Annotated in this window: 21 protein-coding genes and 1 pseudogene; 9 read left to right on the forward strand and 13 right to left on the reverse strand. The window is 44.2% G+C overall.

The annotated features are described in order from the left end of the window. Positions 1 to 658: 658 nt before the first annotated feature. The 5 genes from AB4154_RS06255 to AB4154_RS06275 form a co-directional block, all read right to left on the reverse strand. Positions 659 to 1,702 carry a GMP reductase gene (locus tag AB4154_RS06255; protein ID WP_017062429.1) on the reverse strand — a complete coding sequence of 348 codons (1,044 nt, stop codon included), beginning with the start codon at positions 1,700 to 1,702 and terminating at the stop codon, positions 659 to 661. Between the two features lie 778 nt (positions 1,703 to 2,480). Continuing rightward, complete coding sequence (locus AB4154_RS06260; RefSeq protein WP_017062430.1) at positions 2,481 to 2,921, reverse strand: PAS domain-containing protein; 441 nt, start codon at positions 2,919 to 2,921, stop codon at positions 2,481 to 2,483. A gap of 1 nt (position 2,922) precedes the next feature. Then, complete coding sequence (locus AB4154_RS06265; protein WP_029235212.1) at positions 2,923 to 3,927, reverse strand: response regulator; 1,005 nt, start codon at positions 3,925 to 3,927, stop codon at positions 2,923 to 2,925. Positions 3,928 to 4,246: 319 nt separating this feature from the next. Further along, positions 4,247 to 4,492: a hypothetical protein gene (locus AB4154_RS06270; RefSeq protein WP_010430578.1), complete on the reverse strand. Its 246-nt coding sequence runs from the start codon at positions 4,490 to 4,492 to the stop codon at positions 4,247 to 4,249. A gap of 200 nt (positions 4,493 to 4,692) precedes the next feature. Further along, positions 4,693 to 6,045 carry an MATE family efflux transporter gene (locus tag AB4154_RS06275; RefSeq protein ID WP_017062432.1) on the reverse strand — a complete coding sequence of 451 codons (1,353 nt, stop codon included), beginning with the start codon at positions 6,043 to 6,045 and terminating at the stop codon, positions 4,693 to 4,695. A gap of 100 nt (positions 6,046 to 6,145) precedes the next feature. Here AB4154_RS06275 and AB4154_RS06280 point away from each other — a divergent pair, with 100 nt between their 5' ends. Both AB4154_RS06280 and AB4154_RS06285 read left to right on the forward strand, forming a co-directional pair. After that, positions 6,146 to 7,120: a LysR family transcriptional regulator gene (locus AB4154_RS06280; protein ID WP_372122497.1), complete on the forward strand. Its 975-nt coding sequence runs from the start codon at positions 6,146 to 6,148 to the stop codon at positions 7,118 to 7,120. Between the two features lie 42 nt (positions 7,121 to 7,162). Next, positions 7,163 to 8,062 carry a DMT family transporter gene (locus tag AB4154_RS06285; RefSeq protein ID WP_048610851.1) on the forward strand — a complete coding sequence of 300 codons (900 nt, stop codon included), beginning with the start codon at positions 7,163 to 7,165 and terminating at the stop codon, positions 8,060 to 8,062. 138 nt (positions 8,063 to 8,200) lie between these two features. Here the strand turns inward: AB4154_RS06285 and AB4154_RS06290 are convergent, their stop codons facing one another. After that, complete coding sequence (locus AB4154_RS06290; RefSeq protein WP_137002417.1) at positions 8,201 to 8,620, reverse strand: VOC family protein; 420 nt, start codon at positions 8,618 to 8,620, stop codon at positions 8,201 to 8,203. A 205-nt stretch (positions 8,621 to 8,825) separates the two neighbouring features. Next, positions 8,826 to 9,719, reverse strand: coding sequence for a DMT family transporter (locus AB4154_RS06295; protein WP_017065985.1), 894 nt, complete (start codon positions 9,717 to 9,719; stop codon positions 8,826 to 8,828). 299 nt (positions 9,720 to 10,018) lie between these two features. On the opposite strand from AB4154_RS06295, the gene AB4154_RS06300 reads away from it, so the two are divergent. Next, the gene (locus AB4154_RS06300) at positions 10,019 to 10,639 is read left to right on the forward strand and encodes a heme-binding beta-barrel domain-containing protein (protein WP_372122499.1); all 621 of its coding nucleotides are present in this window, start codon (positions 10,019 to 10,021) and stop codon (positions 10,637 to 10,639) included. Positions 10,640 to 10,710: 71 nt separating this feature from the next. On the opposite strand, the pseudogene AB4154_RS06305 reads toward AB4154_RS06300, so the two are convergent. Continuing rightward, a pseudogene (locus AB4154_RS06305) lies at positions 10,711 to 11,651 on the reverse strand (bile acid:sodium symporter family protein). 384 nt (positions 11,652 to 12,035) lie between these two features. Here AB4154_RS06305 and AB4154_RS06310 point away from each other — a divergent pair. Beyond that, positions 12,036 to 12,302 (forward strand): DUF3081 domain-containing protein, encoded by a 267-nt coding sequence (locus tag AB4154_RS06310; RefSeq protein WP_017068432.1) that lies wholly within the window; start codon positions 12,036 to 12,038, stop codon positions 12,300 to 12,302. 41 nt (positions 12,303 to 12,343) lie between these two features. Next, positions 12,344 to 12,955: a CIA30 family protein gene (locus AB4154_RS06315; RefSeq protein ID WP_372116123.1), complete on the forward strand. Its 612-nt coding sequence runs from the start codon at positions 12,344 to 12,346 to the stop codon at positions 12,953 to 12,955. A gap of 113 nt (positions 12,956 to 13,068) precedes the next feature. On the opposite strand, the gene AB4154_RS06320 is transcribed toward AB4154_RS06315, so the two are convergent. Together AB4154_RS06320 and AB4154_RS06325 are read right to left on the reverse strand one after the other, a co-directional pair. Continuing rightward, positions 13,069 to 14,094, reverse strand: a complete 1,026-nt coding sequence (locus AB4154_RS06320; RefSeq protein ID WP_017068430.1) for a zinc-binding alcohol dehydrogenase family protein — start codon at positions 14,092 to 14,094, stop codon at positions 13,069 to 13,071. Positions 14,095 to 14,250: 156 nt separating this feature from the next. Beyond that, positions 14,251 to 15,018: a glycine betaine ABC transporter substrate-binding protein gene (locus AB4154_RS06325; RefSeq protein WP_372074320.1), complete on the reverse strand. Its 768-nt coding sequence runs from the start codon at positions 15,016 to 15,018 to the stop codon at positions 14,251 to 14,253. 268 nt (positions 15,019 to 15,286) lie between these two features. Here AB4154_RS06325 and AB4154_RS06330 point away from each other — a divergent pair, with 268 nt between their 5' ends. Beyond that, positions 15,287 to 16,219, forward strand: coding sequence for a LysR family transcriptional regulator (locus tag AB4154_RS06330; RefSeq protein WP_102428016.1), 933 nt, complete (start codon positions 15,287 to 15,289; stop codon positions 16,217 to 16,219). A gap of 147 nt (positions 16,220 to 16,366) precedes the next feature. Here the strand turns inward: AB4154_RS06330 and AB4154_RS06335 are convergent, their stop codons facing one another. Next, positions 16,367 to 16,753, reverse strand: a complete 387-nt coding sequence (locus AB4154_RS06335) for a hypothetical protein (RefSeq protein ID WP_017068428.1) — start codon at positions 16,751 to 16,753, stop codon at positions 16,367 to 16,369. Positions 16,754 to 17,177: 424 nt separating this feature from the next. Between AB4154_RS06335 and AB4154_RS06340 the strand changes: the two genes are divergently transcribed. After that, positions 17,178 to 18,161, forward strand: a complete 984-nt coding sequence (locus AB4154_RS06340; protein ID WP_372122501.1) for a hypothetical protein — start codon at positions 17,178 to 17,180, stop codon at positions 18,159 to 18,161. 113 nt (positions 18,162 to 18,274) lie between these two features. On the opposite strand, the gene AB4154_RS06345 is transcribed toward AB4154_RS06340, so the two are convergent. Beyond that, complete coding sequence (locus AB4154_RS06345) at positions 18,275 to 19,468, reverse strand: benzoate/H(+) symporter BenE family transporter (protein WP_372122503.1); 1,194 nt, start codon at positions 19,466 to 19,468, stop codon at positions 18,275 to 18,277. Positions 19,469 to 19,567: 99 nt separating this feature from the next. On the opposite strand from AB4154_RS06345, the gene AB4154_RS06350 reads away from it, so the two are divergent. Next, a complete protein-coding gene (locus tag AB4154_RS06350; RefSeq protein WP_372122505.1) occupies positions 19,568 to 20,134 on the forward strand; it encodes a helix-turn-helix domain-containing protein in 567 nt (188 codons plus the stop codon). A 96-nt stretch (positions 20,135 to 20,230) separates the two neighbouring features. Here the strand turns inward: AB4154_RS06350 and AB4154_RS06355 are convergent, their stop codons facing one another. Continuing rightward, the gene (locus AB4154_RS06355) at positions 20,231 to 21,280 is read right to left on the reverse strand and encodes a cysteine synthase A (RefSeq protein ID WP_372122506.1); all 1,050 of its coding nucleotides are present in this window, start codon (positions 21,278 to 21,280) and stop codon (positions 20,231 to 20,233) included. A gap of 217 nt (positions 21,281 to 21,497) precedes the next feature. Here AB4154_RS06355 and AB4154_RS06360 point away from each other — a divergent pair, with 217 nt between their 5' ends. Then, positions 21,498 to 21,665 carry an acetyltransferase gene (locus AB4154_RS06360; protein ID WP_372122508.1) on the forward strand — a complete coding sequence of 56 codons (168 nt, stop codon included), beginning with the start codon at positions 21,498 to 21,500 and terminating at the stop codon, positions 21,663 to 21,665. Positions 21,666 to 21,948: the final 283 nt, after the last annotated feature.

Genomic DNA, 21,948 nt, shown 5'->3' on the forward strand with positions numbered 1-21,948 from the left:
GTTACTCTGGATCGCAGCGAATTTGTAAAGCATATGTTAGGCATGAATTAAACTTCGACTACAAAGCATAAACTTATTTTCAAGATACCAAATGAAAAAACAATCATGTGACAATCAACTAAAGAGACGATAAATGAGTTTTACAAAGACTAATAGCATTTGAAAGTAATATTAATTTTTGAATGCTAATTCAAATAATTAGGCGTTCTGATAGTTTTGCTTTTTTCGTTGATATTCTAGGCAACAAAATGAGATCAGGCTGCCTTAGTGCTTTACTTGTTACAATATCTGGTACGTGCTATCTATCTATAGGTTTTTCAGGACTTGAGAATCAGTTTGGTATGGTATGGGCAGGAGCTGCGTTAATCGTCTTAATCGTGTTTAATTTGACGCTGCCACTCTCTTTAGGCGCTTACTTTTATACTACAAGTATATTAGGTTGGCACTGGTTTGAGGCATCATTATTCACGTTAGTACTAATAACCATCATAGTTCCTGCGATCATTAAATCTGTTAGTCACATTCTAAATCCAGCGTCTTCTGAAAATTAGACAGATTATTAGCGCGCAGGTTTAATGACATTGATTTTATCAATTTCACGTAAAAAAAGAGCCGCTTTAGCGGCTCTTGATTTTCAAACTATTCGAATCAGTTCAGATTACTCTTTACCGAATACGTTGTTCTCTTGCTCTTGTACACGGATGAAAGTCGTACGCTTAGTTAGCTCTTTAAGCTTTGCTGCACCTACGTATGTACAAGTTGAACGTACACCACCAAGGATGTCAGAAATTGTGTTGTGAACAGAGCCACGGAACGGAAGTAAAACAGTTTTACCTTCAGCAGCACGGTACTTAGCAACACCACCTGAGTGCTTGTCCATAGCCGACTGTGACGACATTCCATAGAACTTCATGAATTGCTTACCGTCTTGCTCTACAACTTCGCCGCCTGACTCAGAGTGACCTGCTAGCATGCCGCCTAGCATTACGAAGTCAGCACCGCCGCCGAACGCTTTAGATACGTCACCCGCACATGAACAGCCACCGTCACCGATGATCATGCCGCCAAGGCCGTGTGCTGCGTCGCCACACTCGATGATTGCAGAAAGTTGAGGGTAACCTACGCCTGTTTTAACACGTGTAGTACAAACAGAACCAGGGCCGATACCAACCTTAACGATGTCTGCGCCAGCTAGGATTAGCTCTTCAACCATGTCACCCGTTACAACGTTACCAGCAGAGATAACTTTAGTCGGGAATTCAGCACGTACTTTTTGTACATACTCAACTAGGTGCTCTGAGTAGCCGTTAGCGATATCAATACAGATAAATACGAATTCGTCGCTAAGCGCCATGATTTGCTTAGTTTTCTCAAACTCAGCTTCAGAAGTACCTGTTGAAACAAATACGTTGTTCAGCGTTTTCTTGTCTGCTGTTTTTGCGAACTCAGCCCACTGCTCTACTGTGTAGTGCTTGTGTACTGCAGTCATAACACCGTGCTCTGCTAGAGCAGCTGCCATTTCAAAGCTTGCTACCGAATCCATGTTCGCTGCAATTACTGGAGTACCAGACCATTGACGACCGCTATGCTTGAATGTAAAATCGCGGGTTAATTCAACTTGAGAACGGCTTTTAAGGGTAGAACGCTTCGGACGGAAGAGTACATCTTTGAAACCTAACTTAAGTTCTTGTTCGATACGCATGATAATTTGTCCTGTAATCATATTACGTGTCGTGCGTTTTCGGTAAGCGTTGGCAGACGCTTTACTGAGTTTCGGACACAAAAAAACCGGAGCGTTGGCAGACGCTCCGGTTTTCAGCATTATAGGCTGTGATTTACTAACAGCAAGTCTGATATTTCATTTTTTTTTGTGCTATCCTCTCAAAGATTCCATATCTGGTAAAAGCTTCCCGCCCGTCATTTCCTACTAAATTCATAGTAATTAATAACTTAACAACATATTCACGCAAACGCTGTCGGTTTATTGCGCAAACGTTTCCCTTGCAAATTCGGCGAAAAAATCTTCGATAAGGCAAATTTGTGAAAAAAGTGCCCTTTAATCACATAAAAATCACACTTTTCTTGAATCAAAAAATGCGTTTTTTCTTAAATAATTTCATTTTTTTCTGACTTTTTTCGCTTCGAGTGCCGATCTCAGCCCTCTTTCATTAGCCCTGAAATTTATAAAGTACAAAGGCAAGATCGATTAGCACGTTCGAAACTTGGATGAGCGGGGTAAAGTCCACAAAATATGGCAGGTTAGATGCGCTTATTTATGAGAACCCAGCGGATACAAGCCGCTGTTGATAGAGCCTAACAACAACTCGACTAAAGTTAACGAACACGGAACGCCTTTCTTTAGTTCGAACTCATTACTACAGGATCAGATACAAAAATGGCCAAGGGGATTAACCTTGGCCATTTTTATTTGGTTTTCAGAGTGCTCTTATAAGGCGATTCAATTTTCACCTTAAGGTACGTCAAGCCTTTTTCTGAGACATCAGAGCTTCAGCAGTCGCATCTTGAATCGACAAGAACAAGGATGTCACTTGCCCAGTTGGAGAACGCATCGGGTTAAGCGTGACGTTCTGATACATAAAGTCGGCTTGCTGAGTTACTGGCCTCACGTTGCGGCACTTAAACAGATAAGGCCTTTGTTGCCACGTTATGAAGCTACGGCAGCCTAGGTCATAAACCGGTTTTGTTTTAAGCCTAAACCACTCTTCAGGAATTTCAGGGAATAACTCAAAGATCGACTTACCGATCGCATCATGCGATTGCTTACCGCTATGGTGCGTCATGAAGCCATTCCAAACTTGTACCTGAAAGTCACGGTTAATGACCACCAGCCCCATATCGACGTTTTGAACCATGTCTACCATCCAGTGGAACTGTTCAAATTCAGCAGGAAGATTCAACATATTAAAACTCCTCCATTAGGTAGGCCAATTTGTTATCTAGAAGAGGCAGAGACTCATCAACAAACATAAATAGAAGGTCACAACGGATGGACGTGCCGTCGATGTTGTAGCTGACTTCGAACGTCATGGTCTTTTTAAATGAGCCGCTGGTATTTTCAATCACCGAATCAATCGAGATGTGTTGACCTAGCAGCACAGGAGAGCTCTGGAAGAAACGAACTTCTGATTGCTCCCCTAACCCATTCAAGAAAGAGCCGACTAAGATGTTCGATACATCCATCAACAACTCTAATTCTTCTAGCTGCTCGCTTTCTGTTGGCACCTTCATGAGCTTCTTAAGATCGCTCACACTGGAATCACTCAACAAAACTAGCGCTTCACCTGCAATGCCTTCTCCACTAAAGCCTTGGCAAACACCCGACACTTGGTCGTTATCCGCTAGGTCACGAAGTGCCATGTGCAATTCACTCACTTCGAAGATGTTAACGTTCGGCAGCGGTAGGTGAACAAACACATTAAAGTGACGAGCCAGTGCATCAGCGGCACGGCCTATCGCAACGTTCGCAACTTCCATATAGATGTCACGTCGGCGCAGAATCGGTAGCTCTAGCGGTGCTGGCGTAATAAGTTGAGGCTGTTTTGGTGGCTCAACATGCTCACGTAGAATCGCTTTTAACGCTTCTTTATCGATCGGCTTTTGCAAAAATGCTTTGGCGCCAAGATCCAGCACCTTCTGTTGTGCTTTTGGTTGTATGTCACCAGAAACAACGACAACTGGCGTGGTATCGCCTAAACGTTGCATCTCTTCCAATGTGCCATAGCCGTCTAATTCCGGCATGGTTAGGTCGAGGAACATCAATTTGAATTGGTTTTTAGCGAGCTCTTCAAGTGCATTAAGCCCATGAACAGCAAAAGTTATATCTGCATTTAGAGAACTAGGCAGTGACCGAGCCATCTGCTTCCTTGCTAACGCAGAATCATCACATATAAGAACTGGGAACGACATAAATGCACCACTGACAAATTAAAGCTAATTCGACCGAGTGTAACAGAACATTATGGTATCAGGTACGGGGTGAATGGATTTATGTGCAGATTATTAGTAAGAATGATGAAACAGGTGGGTAAGCTATTATTTCGCATTATTCTTCATGAAAAACAATATGCTACAAAGGTAATAGCCAATCCTTGCTGTTGAGTAATAGCACTATTATATTTAACAGCAGCCTTAACAAGCGGGTTTATTAAGGCTCGACTGACTCATTCATTGAACGGCTTTATGTAGCCATGATAGAGAGCTATCCAACAAAGCTAATGCAAGAGAACTAGAACTGATATGAAGGCCATAAAATCAGTAATGCGAAACGTATGATCACAGCAAATACCAACAACGCGATCCCCAGGCGATACCATTTGTATTCGGCGATGTTCATTGGGATACGCTTGTAGAACATCGTAATCACGCCTTTCCAATCGCTACTGCGTCTTCCGTACTGCATCATGCTCGTCAAAACAAACAGTGCGCCAAGCACTAACATTCCTTTTTCAGCCCAGAACAATCCAACTTCCATTTGTGTATTCCTTGATAAAACGGTGAGCAACTCAAATCATTCTAGTCACCTTTTAGCTCGGTTTCTGTAAGACCAAGGTCTAAATTACGAAGTACGCAATTTAGGGCTTATAGGTCATTGTTGGTAATTGATAGTTCTCGGTCAGCAATACAACGTTTATCGTTCAAGGTTCCATGGTAAAGGCGAGCATCACAAGCAAATCACGTATAAGCATGATTCGACAAATCTGGAGATTGGTTGTTCTTTTGAATGACACGCATCAATTGGATAAGCAGCAGAATACCTGTCACGCCTAAGCCAACACCGATTCCGCCCCAAATCCCTGCCAATTCGAACTTAGGCATCAAATACCAAGCCGCAGGCAAGCCAAATACCCAGTAACCGATGGCAGTCATCACGGTTGGCATAGAGACAATCTTCATGCCTCTTAGCAGGTTAATCGCCAGTAGTTGCCAAGCATCAACAATAAAGCACAAAGCAACGACCCAAATCACAGAAGCCAGTAGTGAAGTCATAGCACCCGTGCCATCGTCTAACTTGAAGATAGAAGCGATCATCTCAGGCCATATAATGAACACGGCCGACAACGCCACACTCAACACCGACACCAATATGAAGCTTTGAATCGAGGTTCTTTTTATTCCTTCGTAGTTACCCGCGCCAAAATCACGGCCAACCAAAATCGCCGCAGCTTGTGAGAAACCAAAATTGAAGTTCCAAGTAAAGCTTAAACATTGCAGCAAGATTTGGTGCAAGGCTAACGAAGCAATACTGATCGTGCCCGCCATCAAGGTGCCACCGTAAATCAAGCCATGCTCAAGTAAAGCAGCCAAGCCGATAGGTAGACCCATCAACAACAATGGGCTCATCAACTTGATTGAATACTCTTCTGTATTTAGCCAAGGGGCGAACTGCTTAAACTCGTCACGCTTAAATACCCAAACCGTATATCCAACCATCACGATAAATGCCGCGATAGCCGTACCAAGCCCTAAACCTGTTAAGCCCATGTCTAATTGGAAGGTGAGAAAGTAGCTCACTGGCACATTCAGAATTACGGTGATAATCGACATCACAAGAATGGAGCGCACGTTGCCAAACGCACTGGTTAAGCCACGAAGTACCAACAAGATAAGCGAAGGCAACATTACCCACTTCAAAGCATGGACATATTCCATGGCTAAAGTGATCACTTCTGGTGGCTGTTTGGCTGCTTCTAATACCAACGGAGCAAACCAGAAGCTGGCCATTAAGGTCACGCTGAGCACGAATGCCAACATGGTTGCGCCTTTCACCGCCAATCTAATTTGAGTATTACCAAACTCAGGGCGAGCTACTCGCTGACCATAAGCGATCGCAATCAAATTCGCGACACAACCCACGGTGCTGCTCGCAATAATGAAGATGAAAAAGTAGATTGAGGCACCTAAGCCACCAGCCGCAAGGGCTGACACACTGATACGCGACATCATCCAAACATCAGTAAGAACTAAAGCCATAGATATCAGCTGTGAAATGATCAAAGGGAATGCAAGAGTGAGTATTTTTTTCATGAGCGCCTCAGGTAATTTCGCCCAAAATACGATCGATGAGGCTAGCGTTCAATTGATAAATTTGCGACTCTAACATTCCATAAACTCATGCGAACGAATTATGACCCCATATCCTAGCTTGCCATCATCACATAATGGCTTAAAAGCCTTTGAAGCTGCCGCAAGGCTGATGAGCTTTACTCTGGCTGCCGAAGAGCTGCATGTGACACAAAGTGCGATCAGCCGACAGATCAAACAGCTTGAAGATGAGTTAAACGCATCACTGGTTATTCGTAAGCATCGAGCCATAGAATTAACGGTACAAGGTCATGATTTGTATGTCGCTTTGCGAGAAAGCTACGGTAATATCGAAGCTGTTATCGCCTCTTGGAGTGAGCCCAAGCAGAAGCGTATCGTGATCAAAGCGACTCTGAGTTTCGCGACGCGAGTATTGATCTCCAAAGTTCGGGAATTAAACGAGCGTTATCAAGATCATGAGATCGTCATTGTTCCTGTGATTGAGGAAGACGAATCGATTAATAGTAGTGAGTATGATCTACTGATCTTCCACACGCGTTTCAAAAAACGCTATGACAAGGCACCTGACATTACCTTCTTGCGTGAAGAGTTCATGGCGCCGGTTTGCTCGACTAGCTTAACCACCAAAGACACCGACCTTGATTCAATCTTAACCTTGCCAAGGCTGCATCCAACCTTAGATCATCACGACTGGAAAGTGTGGCTGGCCGATGTTGAATTCCCACCAAAGAAACCTGTCAGAAATACCAGCTTCTTGTCTTTAGATATGGCGCTCAGTGCCTGTCTATCCGGTGAAGGGGTTACGGTCACGGATCTGTTGTTAGTTCAACAAGATCTCCAACGAGGCTTCTTGTACTGCCCTAGAAATGCAAAAATCCAACACAGTGCTTGGACTTACTTCATGCACCAGCGTAGTCACACGCCTATCATCAACGACCTTATTGAATGGCTTAGAGAAGAGACAACAAAAGAGATCGAGTTGCTGAAAGTACTCGCACAGCAGTATCAATGGTTTGGTGTAATAGAACAGGACAAAGCCTTTGGTCGGCTCTTCTAAACTAAGTTATGATTCCTGTTCCCTCAACCGATTGATATTTTTATGCCTTCTTTCTCTTTTTCAATGATCCCTGTTGGGGTTAGATTCATGATCCTTTCTGCTTTTGGATTCGCACTGATGTCAGCGTGTGTGAAATACATCAGCAACTACGGCATACCTGTATTCGAAATTGTTGCAGCAAGGGCTTTGGTGTCTTTGATCATCAGTTATATCGACGTTAAGCGAAAAGGCATTTCGATCTGGGGAAATAACAAACCGTTGTTGTTTGTTCGAGGCGCAGTTGGCACAGCAGCCTTGATGTGTGTTTACTACGCTGTGACCACCTTGCCATTAGCAGAAGCAACCATTCTACAATACGTTCATCCTGTATTTACCGCTCTACTTGGTGTGTTATTCCTGAAAGAACGCGTCCAAAAGTCGACCATGATCTGCATTGCGTTTTGCTTAGCAGGATTATTAGTGATGGTTCAGCCAAGCATGAACAGTGGCGCGAGCAGCGAGTTACCGCTATTCAGCATTATGGTGGCGTTATGTGGCGCATTTGGTAGCTCAATTGCTTATGTGATTGTGAGGAAGCTTAGCCAAACAGAAGACAGTTCAGTCATCATCTTCTACTTCCCACTGGTTGCGCTACCAATCTCAACAGCTCTTATCTGGAACGACTTTGTATGGCCTAGCCTATTCCTAACCATGATGCTTGTGCTCGTCGGGATTTTCACACAAATAGGACAATACGGTTTAACCAAAGCAATGCAAACCCAGGCAGCAGGTAAAGCTTCAGCTTACTCATACGTGCAGATCGTCTTCTCAGCGCTATTAGGTGTGTGGATCTTCAATGAGATTCCATCGGTTTGGACTTATCTAGGTGGTGGCCTGATTGTCACTGGTGCACTCATTAACGTGTTTGGTAAACAGCTATTGGTGCCGTTCAAGGCTAAATAAGTAACCCACTCAATATCAGCTGATAAATAGAATCTAAAAAGGGCATTGCGGATTATTCCACGATGCCCTTTTCTATAAATGCTCTCTAGCGCGCTTTCATTCAGCTAACCAACTTTAACAAAGCGGCGTATTACGTAACTAACTCGTGGCATTTCGTAACTTAGGATCATCACTCAAATACTCAACAAACTCGATTTCAAAGCCTGCAGGATCCACAAAGTAGACATTTTTTCGATAAGGTTCTTCGGCACCGGGTTTGGCAATTGGAAAGCCCGCATCAACAAGGCGTTGAGTGACACTTTCGATATTATTGGTCACATAAGCGAAGTGTGCGAGACCAACAGAATGCCCAGCCAAATCTCTATTTTCACCTTCACCGTGATCACTTATTGCTATGTATTGGTACTCGTCGCCAAAATGCAGCCAGTTACGTGGCTTGCCTGACCATTCGCCTTTTCCTTCATCACGAACGTACCAGTGTGGAAACGCCGCTTTATAGAAAGTCAGCATTTCAGGGATGTCCTTGACGACTAAATTCACATGTTCAAGTTGGATCATTCTTCTCTCCTTAAAGTATTCTCGTAAGCAACGTTGCACATCCTAATACCTCAAGTTAAGTTGAGGTAAAGCACTAATTTGCATTTATTTCGAGAACGTTTTTAGAGCCCAAATTGTCGTATTTTGAAGCGATACAAACCCTAAGTTTAGACGACCTTCCCTGATGTGGTTTATTTGGAATCCAGAATGACTGAGAGACAAGCCGCTATGGTTTAGGCGGAGTAACCTCAACTTCTAAAGCGGCTCGGTCTCTCCACTTGAAAACCTTCTTCCATTTAATCGGCATCATTGGAATAACGATGAGACTAATGCCCACCAGCGTCAGGATGTCTGGAATCTCATCGAACCACATAACACCAAACAATGTTACGAACACCAACCCAGAATATTCGGCGAGCGCAATCTGGTTGGCCGGTGCTTTTTTGTAAGCCACCACCACAAGCGCATGGTATCCAAGTACGAACAAGTTGATTGCCATGATCCAACCAACATGACGCCATTCGAGCGCAGACCAAGTTGGCAGCGCTAATGCCAGTGCAAGTGGCAGAGTCATAATGCTGGTCCAGAACAGAGTTGAGATGATGTGTTGCTCTGCATTCAAGCGTTTAATCAAGATATTACCCACGCCCATCGCAAGCGCACTGCCTAGCCCAGCAATCGCCGCCCAATGAAATTGTTCAGGGCGTAACACGATTAATACGCCCACAAAACCAATCAGGGTCGCGATCACTTTTGAAGATGTCGGCCTTTCTTTCAACAGCACGATCGACAAAGGCAGCATAAGGATTGGTCCAACGTAGAACATCGCGTTTGCTGTCGCCAAAGTAAGGTGTGTAATGGCGATCATCGCGCAGCCACTCCCCACTAAGATAAATTGAGCCCTTAAGAAGTTGATTCGGCAACCGCCTTTCATACGCGTCTCTCTCGGTAACTTTAACCAAAATGGAAGCAACAAGATCACGCTCAATAGCTGACGGATAAACACGTACTGGAACGTAGGGACTTCGCCATTCAGTATCTTCAATGATACGTCTGAAAAAGACGCAAGTAGGTTTGCGAGCACCAAAAGCAAAATGGCGTGGTTAACAGCTTTATTCATACAGAAGTAAGATTACACATTTGTCATACAATTATGGGCGCACATCATACATGAGAATTTGAAATGTGTAATAGCAAAATTAATAAGGCTCAGACTAATGCAATTTTGAATTAAACCTCGATGAACAAATCACAGCTATTCGTTCAATATTTAGCCGCATTAATATTCTCTTATTGACTGATACATCAAGTTACAAATCGCTTTCATATTAACCAAGAACACTGATCTGGGTTAATAAATTGGCTTCACAATAACCTTACTTTTAATGTGGTCAGATAATTACAAAAAAGGAAGTTAAAGTGAAAAAATTATTAGCACTTGGTATCGCAGCGGTAATCTCGGCTCCAGCAGTAGCCGACCACAACACAATCAATGGTATGGATTTTGGTCCACTCGCAAAGTTAGTCGGCACATGGAAATCAGTCGAAACTGGCGGCGTTGATATTTCTCCAGGCCAAGAAGGCACAGAAGTGGGTGCAGGTGGTCCCGCGGTTACACCATTCTATGAAGTAATGACGTTTGAGGTTGCGGCAGATGCAACCAATGCCAGCGATCAATATCTGGTTGCTCTGTACTACAAACAAGAAGTATTCAGAAAGGCCGACGACTCTAAGCTCCACGATCAACGTGGCTACTTCATCTACGACCAAAAAAATCAGGTCGTCTACAACTCTTACTGCGTACCACGCACCACATGTGTCACCGCAGAAGGCCCTGCTGGCGATACAATGACGTTAGTTGCGTCTAAGCGTGGCATCGCTGAGTCCGAATACATGACGGACAACGCAACCACCACGGGCTTCACGATGAACATTAGCATTTCAGACGATACGCTGACGTACTCTCAAACAACAGGCTTAGAGATCTACGACAACGCATTTGCTCATACAGATTCAAGCACTCTAATTAAAGTGAAGTAGATTCAAATACAAACGCCTTTCACAGCGAAGTGAAAGGCGTTTTTCTGTTGTACTTGTAACAACAAACAAGTTTAACTAGATTGTGTATCAACCTTGGCGTAACGGTTGGCTAGCACTGCACAGTAAAAGATCTGAATCGGGTGATAAAGCATGATTGGTAGTAATATCATCCCTAGATTAGGGTTGTGAGCAAAGATCACCTTAGCCATAGGAATACCTGCCGCTAAGGTCTTCTTAGTACCACAGAATACTGCCGCGACTTCATCTTGATGATTGAATCCAACCTTTCGGGCACTCCATTGAATGCCGTGTACCATCACCATCAATACCACTAAACAAATCACCGCTGACAGCAACAACAGCATTGGTGAAAAGTCGCTCCAAATACCGTGTTCAATAGAGTCACAGAAAGCACTGTAGACGATCAGAAGTATCACGTATTTATCTAACTTATTGACCACTGACTTGTGTTTCTGAGTCCATTCAAAAAGTAACGGGCGCATCAACTGGCCGACAATCATTGGCAATAGCAGCATTTTAGATATAGAGATCACCGATTCCATCAGGTTTAGCTCTGCACCTTCCAACCCCATAAAGAGCTGGATCAGTAGAGGCGTAATGAACACGCCTAAAATACTAGAAAGTGATGCATTGAATATCGCACCCGGTAGGTTTCCTTTTCCAATCACCGTCATCGCGACCGAAGACGAAATCGTACTCGGTAATACGAGAGGTAACAGAAACCAAAGGCCAGAGCTGCTGGCATATAAGCGACAAAGCCTTGCCCGAATATCACCCAAAGCAGTGGGTAAACTAAGAATGTCGCGCTTTGTACAAAAACATGCAGCTTCCAATTCGAAAGCCCCTCAAGAATGGCTTTGGGAGACAAACCCAAACCGTGTAAGAAAAACACCAAAGCGATGCCGAGAACAGTCACCGTATCGAGATGAAGTACCCCACCCGATTTGCCCCAATCCGGCGTAAAAACAGCAACGACCATAGCCACCACCATCCCTACAAGAAACCATTCCTTTTTCAGTTTTTCTATCATGTTGACACGCACTTTCTGTAGATTCCATTTCAGCCAATAACAAGGCTCCGATGCTATTTATCCTATCGACTCTAATTTTAATTAACCACCATAAACGCAAATTAAGCTCGTCTTTATCTTGAGGGTTAACGTTGTTATTCGAGTTTGTTACGCACGCTTCGCTCTGGATTGAACAGATGTATGGAATGATGATGAAATATTAGAAAACAGCGGTTTATCGAGAAGGTAAGACCCTTTCAGTGATCGGGGCACAGAGGTAAGCCGTAAGGATATGAAAGAAAGACGTAGGCAATCTAAACACCAAAGATCAGCCTATTCTCAAAGATGACGCAGCGGGAGTAACACATGGACAACAGAATCACCATTATTGAATTTCTCAGAGTATTTGAGTTTATTCGCTCTTCCGGTGAGCAACGGGACAACAAATATCTAGTTGGCGAAATGACGGCTTGGCATGATTACGACGGTTACACCTGTTGGCTAAGCTATAAAGACGTCACGGTGACGCTGATGTTTCACGGTTCGCTAAAAATTGAGTACGACAACGCTTCAAATTACTCTGAATTTATTGAGCATTGTATGGGTATGCTTGCCACTGAACCTTCTCCATAAAACGCGAACAGACTAACGGCTAACGGCTAACGGAGACAATCATGAACGAAACGGCTTCATTGCTTAAGCGAAGACACCCTTTTTGGCTAGTACTCAGCCTCTCCTTTTTATGGTCTCAAGTATCTGTAGCAGGCATAGGTATGATTGATTTTATACAACCGAACGAACACAAGAATTGGACAGCGACCAACGACGATGTAATGGGTGGCATCTCAACGGGCGGGCTCATTTATCTTGATGATATGAGTCGATTTAGGGGCGAGCTATCGTTAGAAAACAATGGTGGTTTCAGTTCTGTAAAGCGCTCCATTGAATCACCAGCCCATGAAATAGATAGCGCAGAGCTAGTTTTCGTTGGTGATGGTCGCACCTACCAACTGAGACTCACAACATCGAAAGATGGTAATCGAGTTCAATACAAACACGATTTCGTTACGATAAAGGGAGTGCGGCTTAACAAGGTGTTCCACTTCAATGATTTTCAAGCTGTGTTCAGAGGTCGGCTACTGAGCGATGCGCCGGAACTTAAGGCACGAGACATCAAACAAATAGTTTTTTTGATTGCGGACAAACAGCCCTCGCCTTTTGAGCTAGACCTAATACAGCTTCACTTCAGAACATCGAAACCTATCACATCACCAGAAGCTGACTAAACTGAAAACAAACAAAAGCCCCTGAAACCTTTTGACTAGCAATCAGATATCAGGGGCTTCTTCTATTTAAACCGTCAACGACTCAAAACAACGACGGATTAAAACATCAGCAATTAGTATTTGATGGCAGTTTTACCAATCGAGGCACTGCTCTCAATGCGTTGGTGTGCATCTTTGATTGTATCCACACTAAAGCCATTTAGGGTCGTGGTTAGAGTCGTTTTAATACGGCCCGAATCAATCAGATTCGCGGCTTGGAATAGGATGTCTTGCTGCTTCTGGATATCTTCGGTGTTAAACAATGAACGCGTGAACATCAGCTCCCAAACAAAGCCTGCTGATTTTCCTTGCAGCGCTGATAAGTCAATGCCACCATCAAATTCAACAATCGAACTGATCATGCCTTGCGGTGCGATCAACTCAACCATCGCATCCCAGTGCCCTTTTGTATCAGCAACATTGAAAATGTAGTCAACATGTTGAATGCCTTGCTCTCGCACTGACTCAACAAGGTTACGGTGGTTCACCACATAGTCCGCTCCCATATCTCTTACCCACTGCTCCGTTTCAGGTCTTGAAGCTGTTGCGATAACATTTAGGTTGGTCAGTTGCTTAGCCAGTTGAATCGTAATTGAACCAACGCCGCCCGCTCCACCAATGATCAGGATAGACTTTTTCTCTTCAGGACGAACACGCAAGCGGTCAAACAACGCTTCCCATGCTGTAAGCGTCGCTAGTGGCATAACGGCTGCAGCTTCATCAGAAAGGCTCTTAGGCGCTTTAGCGGTAATACGGTAGTCCACAGCTTGGTATTCTGCGTTAGCCCCCATGCGTGTTACGTCACCCGCATAGTACACACGGTCACCGACTTCGAAGCCTTCAACGTCAGCACCTTTACCAACAACTTCACCGACTGCGTCATAGCCCAGCACTTTTGGCTGCTCAAGAGTTTTGTCTTTGGCATTACGAATACGAATTTTAGCGTCAGCAGGATTGATAGAAGTCGCGCTCACTTTTACCAGCAAGTCATTATTTTTTAGTTCTGGCAGACTCGTTTCAAACTCAAATAAACTGTCTTGCTCTGTAATCGCAAGTGATTGAGTAAATCCGATAGCTTTCATTTTTGATGGTACTGACATTGTGCTTTCTCCTTGAATTAGACGAGTTAATCTTAGTCAATTCTCACTCTAGATAAACCGCCTAATATTTGAATAATTCTCAAATAATTTTTGATAGTGGTATTGCCGTTATCTGAGTAACGCAGACGTCTCACTGCATTGCCAACGGCTTAAAGGCTAAATCAGGCCTTTCTCAATCAACCAATCATGTGTGACTTGATCTTGTGGTTTACCTTCACGGCAAACTTTGTAATCCAGCTCTGCGATGATGTCATTCGAGAAGCATAGGGAATCCAACTTCTGAATCTGTTGTTCGCTGAACAGATGCTTCTTGTCGTCTCTTAAAAGAAGCACTGCTCTGTCCACTATTCCGAGTAGGCCTTTTGGCTCTTTGAGCTCACGAATATCGTAACGATAGTGCAAAAACTGAGGTTTCCACAGTGGCACTACCACCCACTCTTTGTTTGCGACTGCACTTTCAAAGGCACTGAAACAATCGTCTTCACTGCCAGGAAAGAACTCGTAGCCGGCATCGCTCAGGCCATAATCTTTCATCATCTGGATAGAAAAGCGTGTGATGCCAGCGCCGGGGTTGATGCCTTGGATGGTCGAGTTCATTTTCTCGATCACTTCAGCTTTTAATAAATCAGAGACTTCAGAAACCGCCTCTTCAGGCACATAGTCTGGTACGCCCCACAAAGCATAAGGTTCATAATGAAGCCCAAGCTCGATAAGTGGCTCAACTTCTTCAACGCCCGCTTTGTAGATACCGTGACTTGATGGCAACCACGCAGAAGAAAGCATATCCACTTGGCCTGCTTTCAGCTTTTCAAAGTTCTCCTGATGTGGAGAGAAAATACGCTCTACCTCAAAACCCATGGATTTCAATACATTGGCAACCAATGATGCGGTCGTACGGTGGAACGACAAATCCGTTACACCCATTGTGATTTTCTTAGTCATCTTATCCCCCTAGATCGTAGGTTTCGTCCATACGATGTGTACTGCGCTACGTTGTCGATATGGGGAAATGATAGTGAGAAAATTACTAATGAAAAACAGCCTCATATTTGAATTATTATCAAATTAGTTTTGACAATTAAGTATTTGAAGCTAACTTAGAAGCGATAAGTAGAGATAACCCATTTGCAGATTGTGATGGGGAAATATCCCAACGCCATGTTTAGAACATAATTCAATACAGGTAGATAACATGCTTCTTGAAGATTTACAGGTCATTTTGAAAGTGGCGGAGTTTCGCAGTATCACCGCTGCAGCCACCAACCTTGATATGCGCACTGCCACAGCAAGTGCAGCGGTAAAACGTGTTGAAGCGGCACTAGGTGCGGAGTTATTTGTAAGAACCACGCGCCACCTAAGGCTCTCTTCAGCTGGCGAGCGTTATTTACCGGAATGCGAACAAGCCTTAAAGATGTTGGAGCAAGCGAAGCTCAACATGCGCGAAGAGCTCGGGATTCTTGATGGTGAAATTCGCATAGCGCTTTCATCGGATCTAGGACGCAACCTAATCACACCTTGGTTAGATGAGTTCTTGCTTGAATACCCAAAGGCGACGCTTCGCACTAGCATCAGCGATAGCAATATCGACTTCTACCGAGATTCCGTCGATATGGCGCTGCGTTACGGCTCCCCGACCGATGCCAATATGTATGGTTTTAAGATATGCGATGTGCCGAGGATATTGTGTGCGGCTCCTGACTACTTGGCTGAAATGGGAACACCAAAACACCCGAGTGACTTAGCGCAGCACAATGGTTTGCTTTACCAACTCCATGACATGTTGCAAGACGAGTGGGTGTTTAACGATGGTACTCAAGATCATAAAGTGAAACTAAAAGGAAATCGCGCTTCGAACGACGCAGACCTTGTAAGACGTTGGTGTATCGCGGGTAAAGGAGTGGCAATAAAATCTTGTTTAGACATGTCACCTCATCTGCTTTCAGGCGAAGTGGTTAAAGTTATGCCTGAGTTTAAGCCGACCCCTACCGAGCTGTGGTTAGTGTGTCCAAGTCGTCAATCCATCACCCCGACTGTGCGTCTACTGAGAGATTTATTCAGAGAGAAGACCGCTGAGATCCTTTCGCAACTGAGCAAACAAGGCATCATAGAAAGCACAACATCTTAAGATTGAATGCCGCTTAAAGATAAGAAACAGAGAGACAAAAAAGGCGTTAGCGAACTCAATTCGCTAACGCCTTTCATCATTAGAACATCATAGCTTCATGATGAACCTTAATAAGAGTACTTAGTTTAATACTCTTAATACAAGAGCTTAGTTTGACTCGTCTTCAACATCGCAGTCTGCACAGCACTGAAGAGCAATCTCATGTTCGAAGGTGATAGTGTCTTTACCATCTTCTACTAGCTCTGCGATTTCGTCTGCCACTTCTTTTTCATCATCCGCTTCGATTCCGCTTTCTAATTCTTCTTCTGAATAACCAAAGAAGTTAAGCAGTAAGTACTCGCGAGCTTCTTCTTTCGTGCAAACCACGTCTGCAGAAAGATCAGGAGTAACCTCGCCTTGTGCAAGTGTCGCTGTCACTTGTGCGATAGCATCGTCTTTCATCGCAGGCGTTAACCAACCAAGATCAGTACTTACTGTCGTTTTTTTACAGTCGAAGCAAGGCAGTTGGTGAAAGTAGTATTGAAAGGTAGTCATAGGTAAATTCTTCTTTAAATGTTGTATAGCGAGATTATGCGCGTTTTGTAGCAAAATACTATCTCAATCACAACCTGAAACCGCTTCATGCTGAGTATTTTTACCAGCGCCGCGCAAGCTGATGTGATCATCCTATAAAAGCGCTGTTTTACCCATGCTTACTCAGCTTTACGCTTGTTTACATTTGTACGGGTAATATATGCCTTATCAGATAACAAGCGTGGCACCTCACAAATATTTGGGTCATTGCTTAGCTTCATCGCTCCAACTATTAGCTATGAGTTCACGGCTTACTTAACTACTTAGCTACTTAGCTACTTAGCTCGGATTTGTTTGAAATAGCTTTGTTTTCAATTAACTTACTTGCACTTGGCTTATTTTGAACCACGCTTATTTAAATCACCCCTTCTCGGATACCCAATCAATGATCATGACAAAATATCAAGCCCTTGCCCTTTCATCAGTTGCTTTGCTCGTTACAGGCTGCTCACCATCATCAGATACACCCTCGGTCAGCAACGTCAGTGATTACCAAGGCTCAGCGAGTATTACTCAAGGGTTGGCGACCACCGTTGAATCGAATCTCTTTGAGTGTGCAAACAGACGTAGCCGAGTGGCGGGCGTCGGGGAGATTACGGACTCAGAAGGAAAGGTTTGGACGGTTCCAGCCAAAAACAACTTTGCGACAGGGCCGAAAGCCTTTGATCTTTATGAAGAGTGCTCAAACACCACGCCAAGCAGCCTAGCCGAAGTCGATCAAAGCTCTGTACCGGTAGCTGTTGTGGATCAAGACGGTGAGGAAATAACAGGTTATATTTTTGCCGATAACTATTTCGAACTTTATATCAACGGCAAGTTAATCGCGGTAGACACCGTTCCTTTCACACCGTTTAACTCAAACATCGTCAAATTTAAGGTGAAGAAGCCTTACACGATTGCGGTGAAAGTGATTGATTGGGAAGAAAACCTAGGTCTTGGCAGCGAAGATAACCGCGGAAAGGCATACCACGCTGGTGATGGTGGCTTTATCGCGAGCTTTAGTGACGGAACCGTGACAGGTCCAGACTGGCAAGCACAAACCTTTTATACCTCACCGATTTATGACCTGACTTGTTTGAGTGAAGTGGACGGGAAGCGTCTTTCTGAAAGCTGCACCACGGAAGGAACTGACCACGGTCAAGATGCCTACGCCGCTCATTGGGAAACACCAACCAACTGGATGAACCAAGAGTTCGATTCAACATCTTGGCCTCTAGCATCGGTATATTCAGAAGACGATATTGGCGTGAACAATAAAAAAGCGTACATGAACTTTATCGAAAAATTCAGTGGTGCTGGCGCAAGCTTTATCTGGTCGACAAATGTCGTTCTCGATAATGAAGTGCTACTGAGATACGAAGTTAAGTAGCTTTATTCCTTTGTAAGCAAGCCCAGTCACAAGTATGACTGGGCTTACTACTCAAACAACTTGCTGGTGTTTCTAATTCACAGCGAACCTGATCATAATCTTGAGTCGTTTGATTACGGCAAAGTTTGCGAAGCCTCGCTTGATCCACGTGACCTAGCTTTGTAATTGTGTAACCAGCAACAAAACAACCCGATGCACAAACCCCAAAATGCACTGCCGATTCCCAGTAAATTAGTACCAGAAGCAGTGAATAAGAAAGTAAGCAGCGCAGGCTCTCGATAGTGGGTGTCTGCCATCGAAACAGCTAAACAATTCATCAAGGTCGGCATCACCGCTAAGCCAGCAACCGCAATGACAATCTCGGAGGGCACGGCGCTAAACAGCGACACAAATGACATCCCCATCACGCCAGCTAACAAGTAAAACCCGCCCATACAAATCCCCGCGATATAACGTGTCTTTGGATTACTATCCGCATTAGGGCCCATGCAAATAGCGCCCGTAATCGCTGCAAGGTTATACGCAAAGCCACCAAACGGTGCGAAGATCAAACCTGTCACCCCGGTGGTGGTAATGATCTTCGATGAATCGACTTGGTATCCGTTCGCTTTTAGAACCGCAAACCCCGGTAAGTTCTGTGAAGCCATCGTCACTATAAACAATGGGATTCCGACACTGAACAACGAAAAGAACTCAAAATCGGGCGTGATGAACACTGGGGTCGTTAATCCCATAGTCACCTGACTGACATCGAGTTTGCCAAACCCCACACACATAACCAGTGCGATAATGAAAATACTTGGGATCAGTAAATTACCTAACCGCGCTTTCGCCAGAATAAATACAGCGAGCATGACCGCTACGACTTGTGCCTCTTCCATTAACGACGTGAACAAACCCAAACCGAATTGCAATAGGATCCCCGCGAGCATCGCAGAGGCAATCGATGTTGGGATCTGTTTTAGGACTTTCTCAAATATCCCCGCTAATCCAACTAACGTGATCAACATCGAACTGAACAAAAACACGGCCACAGCCTGATTCATTGTCAGCCCTTCAAGAGATGTGATTAACAACGCCGCTCCAGGCGTCGACCACGCTGTAACCACAGGCTTCTTGTAATGAAACGAAAGCAGTATTGTGGTTACGCCCATGCCAATTCCCAACGCCCAAAACCATGACGCCACTTGTTCTTCAGTTGCTCCAGCACTCATTGCCGCTTGGAAAATAATCGCCGCGGCGCTCGCATAACCAATGAAAACAGCGATAAAGCCGGTACTGACGTGAGAAAATTTTAGCTTAGTCATGTTAATTTATTCCTGTGTGCGTTATAACGTCCATAGACTGAACTTAGCACCCGTGCGCTATAACGCACAACTAATTTTTGAAAAACTTGTAGAGAAAATATGCAAACAGAAATTAAAGTCGGCGTTAACTTGAAACGCCTTCGCCAAGAAAAAGGCTGGAGCTTAGACAAAACAGCGAAAGCAACAGGCGTGAGTAAAGCAATGTTAGGACAAATTGAACGTGGAGAATCCAGCCCGACAGTCGCTAAGCTCTGGCAGATAGCTTCTGGATTCGAGGTGTCACTTTCGAGCTTTATCGCGGCTAGCCCAAACAGTGAACTGACGAGTTTATTCAGAGATGCAAACGAACTAAGGCATGAAGAATACAACATTGGCTTTTTCGTCAGTTTGTTGTTTCCTTTTGAGGAAGCACTAGGATTTGAAATATTCGAACTCACCCTAGCACCCGATTACCAGCATGAATCCGCCCCACATAACGCAGGCGTCACTGAGCACATCTTATGCATTTCAGGAGAGATGGCCGTGATGTTTGATGATGAGTGGCATACGTTACGCGCAGGACAAGCCGTTCGCTTCAATGCCAACCAGACCCATGCCTACAAAAATATCGGTGAAGGAAACTCCGTATTTCATAATGTGATTCACTACCCTAATAACAAGCAATAGTGCCGGATTTGGTGCTAACGGATGTTTAGCTCTAACCGGATGTTCAGCGCTAACGAAAGAGCTGGCAGACCACTGGCTGTTACTAACTTAAAGCGACTATACGTTGACGACCATACTGCCATCTTCGGCTTGATAACGAGCCCATAATTGAGAGAGGTTTTCTTTATTAAGCTGTATCTCTTTTTCTTTCAGAAACGTTTCGTTGTGCAGCTTCGAATACGAGCGCTCAGCAAGGTCACAGCTAAATGTAACGATGGTTTTCCCTTTCCCCATTCTAGCCGCAGCGTATAGCGCACCTGCTACGTTCAACGACGAACTGCTTCCTAGAAGAATACCGTCATGTTCCGCAACAAGGCGGGATATCGTCACCAAATCCTGATCGGGAAGCGTGATGGCACGATTGATTTTTGCCTGCCTGAAATTTTCAACCGTTCGCATGATCCCTATGCCTTCCGTGAACGAACTTCCCGTTGATTGATAGTGTCCATTACGTAGAAACGAATAAATGCCGGACCCATTTGGGTCAACTAACCAAGTTTCGAGATTGGGTTTCTGCTCAGATAGATAGTGTGAGTTTCCGGCAATGGTTCCACCCGTCCCCACCACTGAAACTAGAGCATCAATATTCCCCTGTGTTTGCTGCCAGATCTCAGGTCCAGTATTTAAATAGTGCGCTCGATAATTACTGAGATTTTCAAACTGATCTGCCCACCAATAACTCTCATTTTCGACACCAATCCGCTTAGCCGTGTGGTAAAAATGTTCAGGGTTTGCAAAAGGACAAGGGTCGACCAATAACAGTTCAGCATTATAAAGCGAGATCATGCGCTCTTTCTCTTGTGCCTGCCCTTTTGGCATCACCACCAACATTTTGTAACCAAGGGATTTAGCGACCAGAGCAAGTCCTATTCCCGTATTACCAGCAGTACCTTCAACGATTGTCATTCCCGGCTTAAGCTTACCGGCTTCTATTGCATCCATAACCAACTGAAGTGCCGCTCTATCTTTAATCGAACCACCCGGGTTCTGGTGTTCGCACTTAATAAGAATCTCACAACCTGATATCTCTGAAAGACTGTTGATTCTAACAAGATCGGTATCGCCAATCAGTTCACTGAGATTGTTTGCAATATGGGCAGATGACATCGCGACTCCATTTATTTGTTGAGGATAAGTTTGTTCATCGATTGGGTTGTCGATGATCATAAGCGTAGCTCTGGGGTCTGCTTAGTCAAGAAGTGCCGGAATTGAAAAGACTCTCATTTTCCAAATAGCAATTATAATTAGGGGTGACCGATTAGATTGAGGGCAAAAAAATGTTTCTAAAAGAGAAAAAACCGGTGACCTCGTTGATATAACTGAAATGACCAAATTAACCAACTTATTTAAAGACAGTATCGAAGGTCGGTTTCAAGCAGGCGAAGAACAGCAAGACCCTGAGATGTTTAAAAAGTCCGAACTGATGTTTATGTCAGGGGAAGAGTTACCTCGATGCTGGACAGATCCAAACTACCGCTCAGGGACTAAATAACCTTAGCGCTTCCAGAGCACCCGATGAGTCGCAATTTAAGCTCTGTTCTAAAACTGTTTCACGATCGCCTTGTAGGCTATCCCCCTGTTAAAACATTCAGACGCATCTTTACTAGACACAAAAAGCGAGCCACTTGGGCTCGCTTTTGATTGTCTTTTTCTTGCTTAGACTTCAGTTCAGATTACAGAAGTTCTACCGACTGTTGAGCAATCACGAATTCTTCGTTGGTTGGCAAGCTATTATAATCGCACCTATTAACACGGGTTTGGACAGAAATCATTTA

This window comes from Vibrio sp. 10N.286.51.B11 (assembly GCF_041469245.1).
Classification (GTDB): domain Bacteria; phylum Pseudomonadota; class Gammaproteobacteria; order Enterobacterales; family Vibrionaceae; genus Vibrio; species Vibrio crassostreae_C.

Bases quoted from the DNA above. Each gene is read 5' to 3' on its own strand.
- AB4154_RS06285 (WP_048610851.1), top strand. From the start codon at position 7,163: ATGCCTTCTTTCTCTTTTTCAATGATCCCTGTTGGGGTTAGATTCATG.
- AB4154_RS06325 (WP_372074320.1), bottom strand. From the start codon at position 15,018: ATGGGTGTAACGGATTTGTCGTTCCACCGTACGACCGCATCATTGGTT.
- AB4154_RS06360 (WP_372122508.1), top strand. From the start codon at position 21,498: ATGACCAAATTAACCAACTTATTTAAAGACAGTATCGAAGGTCGGTTT.
- AB4154_RS06265 (WP_029235212.1), bottom strand. From the start codon at position 3,927: ATGTCGTTCCCAGTTCTTATATGTGATGATTCTGCGTTAGCAAGGAAG.
- AB4154_RS06255 (WP_017062429.1), bottom strand. From the start codon at position 1,702: ATGCGTATCGAACAAGAACTTAAGTTAGGTTTCAAAGATGTACTCTTC.
- AB4154_RS06330 (WP_102428016.1), top strand. From the start codon at position 15,287: ATGCTTCTTGAAGATTTACAGGTCATTTTGAAAGTGGCGGAGTTTCGC.
- AB4154_RS06280 (WP_372122497.1), top strand. From the start codon at position 6,146: ATGACCCCATATCCTAGCTTGCCATCATCACATAATGGCTTAAAAGCC.
- AB4154_RS06310 (WP_017068432.1), top strand. From the start codon at position 12,036: ATGGACAACAGAATCACCATTATTGAATTTCTCAGAGTATTTGAGTTT.
- AB4154_RS06290 (WP_137002417.1), bottom strand. From the start codon at position 8,620: ATGATCCAACTTGAACATGTGAATTTAGTCGTCAAGGACATCCCTGAA.
- AB4154_RS06350 (WP_372122505.1), top strand. From the start codon at position 19,568: ATGCAAACAGAAATTAAAGTCGGCGTTAACTTGAAACGCCTTCGCCAA.
- AB4154_RS06340 (WP_372122501.1), top strand. From the start codon at position 17,178: ATGATCATGACAAAATATCAAGCCCTTGCCCTTTCATCAGTTGCTTTG.
- AB4154_RS06270 (WP_010430578.1), bottom strand. From the start codon at position 4,492: ATGGAAGTTGGATTGTTCTGGGCTGAAAAAGGAATGTTAGTGCTTGGC.
- AB4154_RS06315 (WP_372116123.1), top strand. From the start codon at position 12,344: ATGAACGAAACGGCTTCATTGCTTAAGCGAAGACACCCTTTTTGGCTA.
- AB4154_RS06355 (WP_372122506.1), bottom strand. From the start codon at position 21,280: ATGTCATCTGCCCATATTGCAAACAATCTCAGTGAACTGATTGGCGAT.
- AB4154_RS06335 (WP_017068428.1), bottom strand. From the start codon at position 16,753: ATGACTACCTTTCAATACTACTTTCACCAACTGCCTTGCTTCGACTGT.
- AB4154_RS06260 (WP_017062430.1), bottom strand. From the start codon at position 2,921: ATGTTGAATCTTCCTGCTGAATTTGAACAGTTCCACTGGATGGTAGAC.
- AB4154_RS06295 (WP_017065985.1), bottom strand. From the start codon at position 9,719: ATGAATAAAGCTGTTAACCACGCCATTTTGCTTTTGGTGCTCGCAAAC.
- AB4154_RS06275 (WP_017062432.1), bottom strand. From the start codon at position 6,045: ATGAAAAAAATACTCACTCTTGCATTCCCTTTGATCATTTCACAGCTG.
- AB4154_RS06320 (WP_017068430.1), bottom strand. From the start codon at position 14,094: ATGTCAGTACCATCAAAAATGAAAGCTATCGGATTTACTCAATCACTT.
- AB4154_RS06345 (WP_372122503.1), bottom strand. From the start codon at position 19,468: ATGACTAAGCTAAAATTTTCTCACGTCAGTACCGGCTTTATCGCTGTT.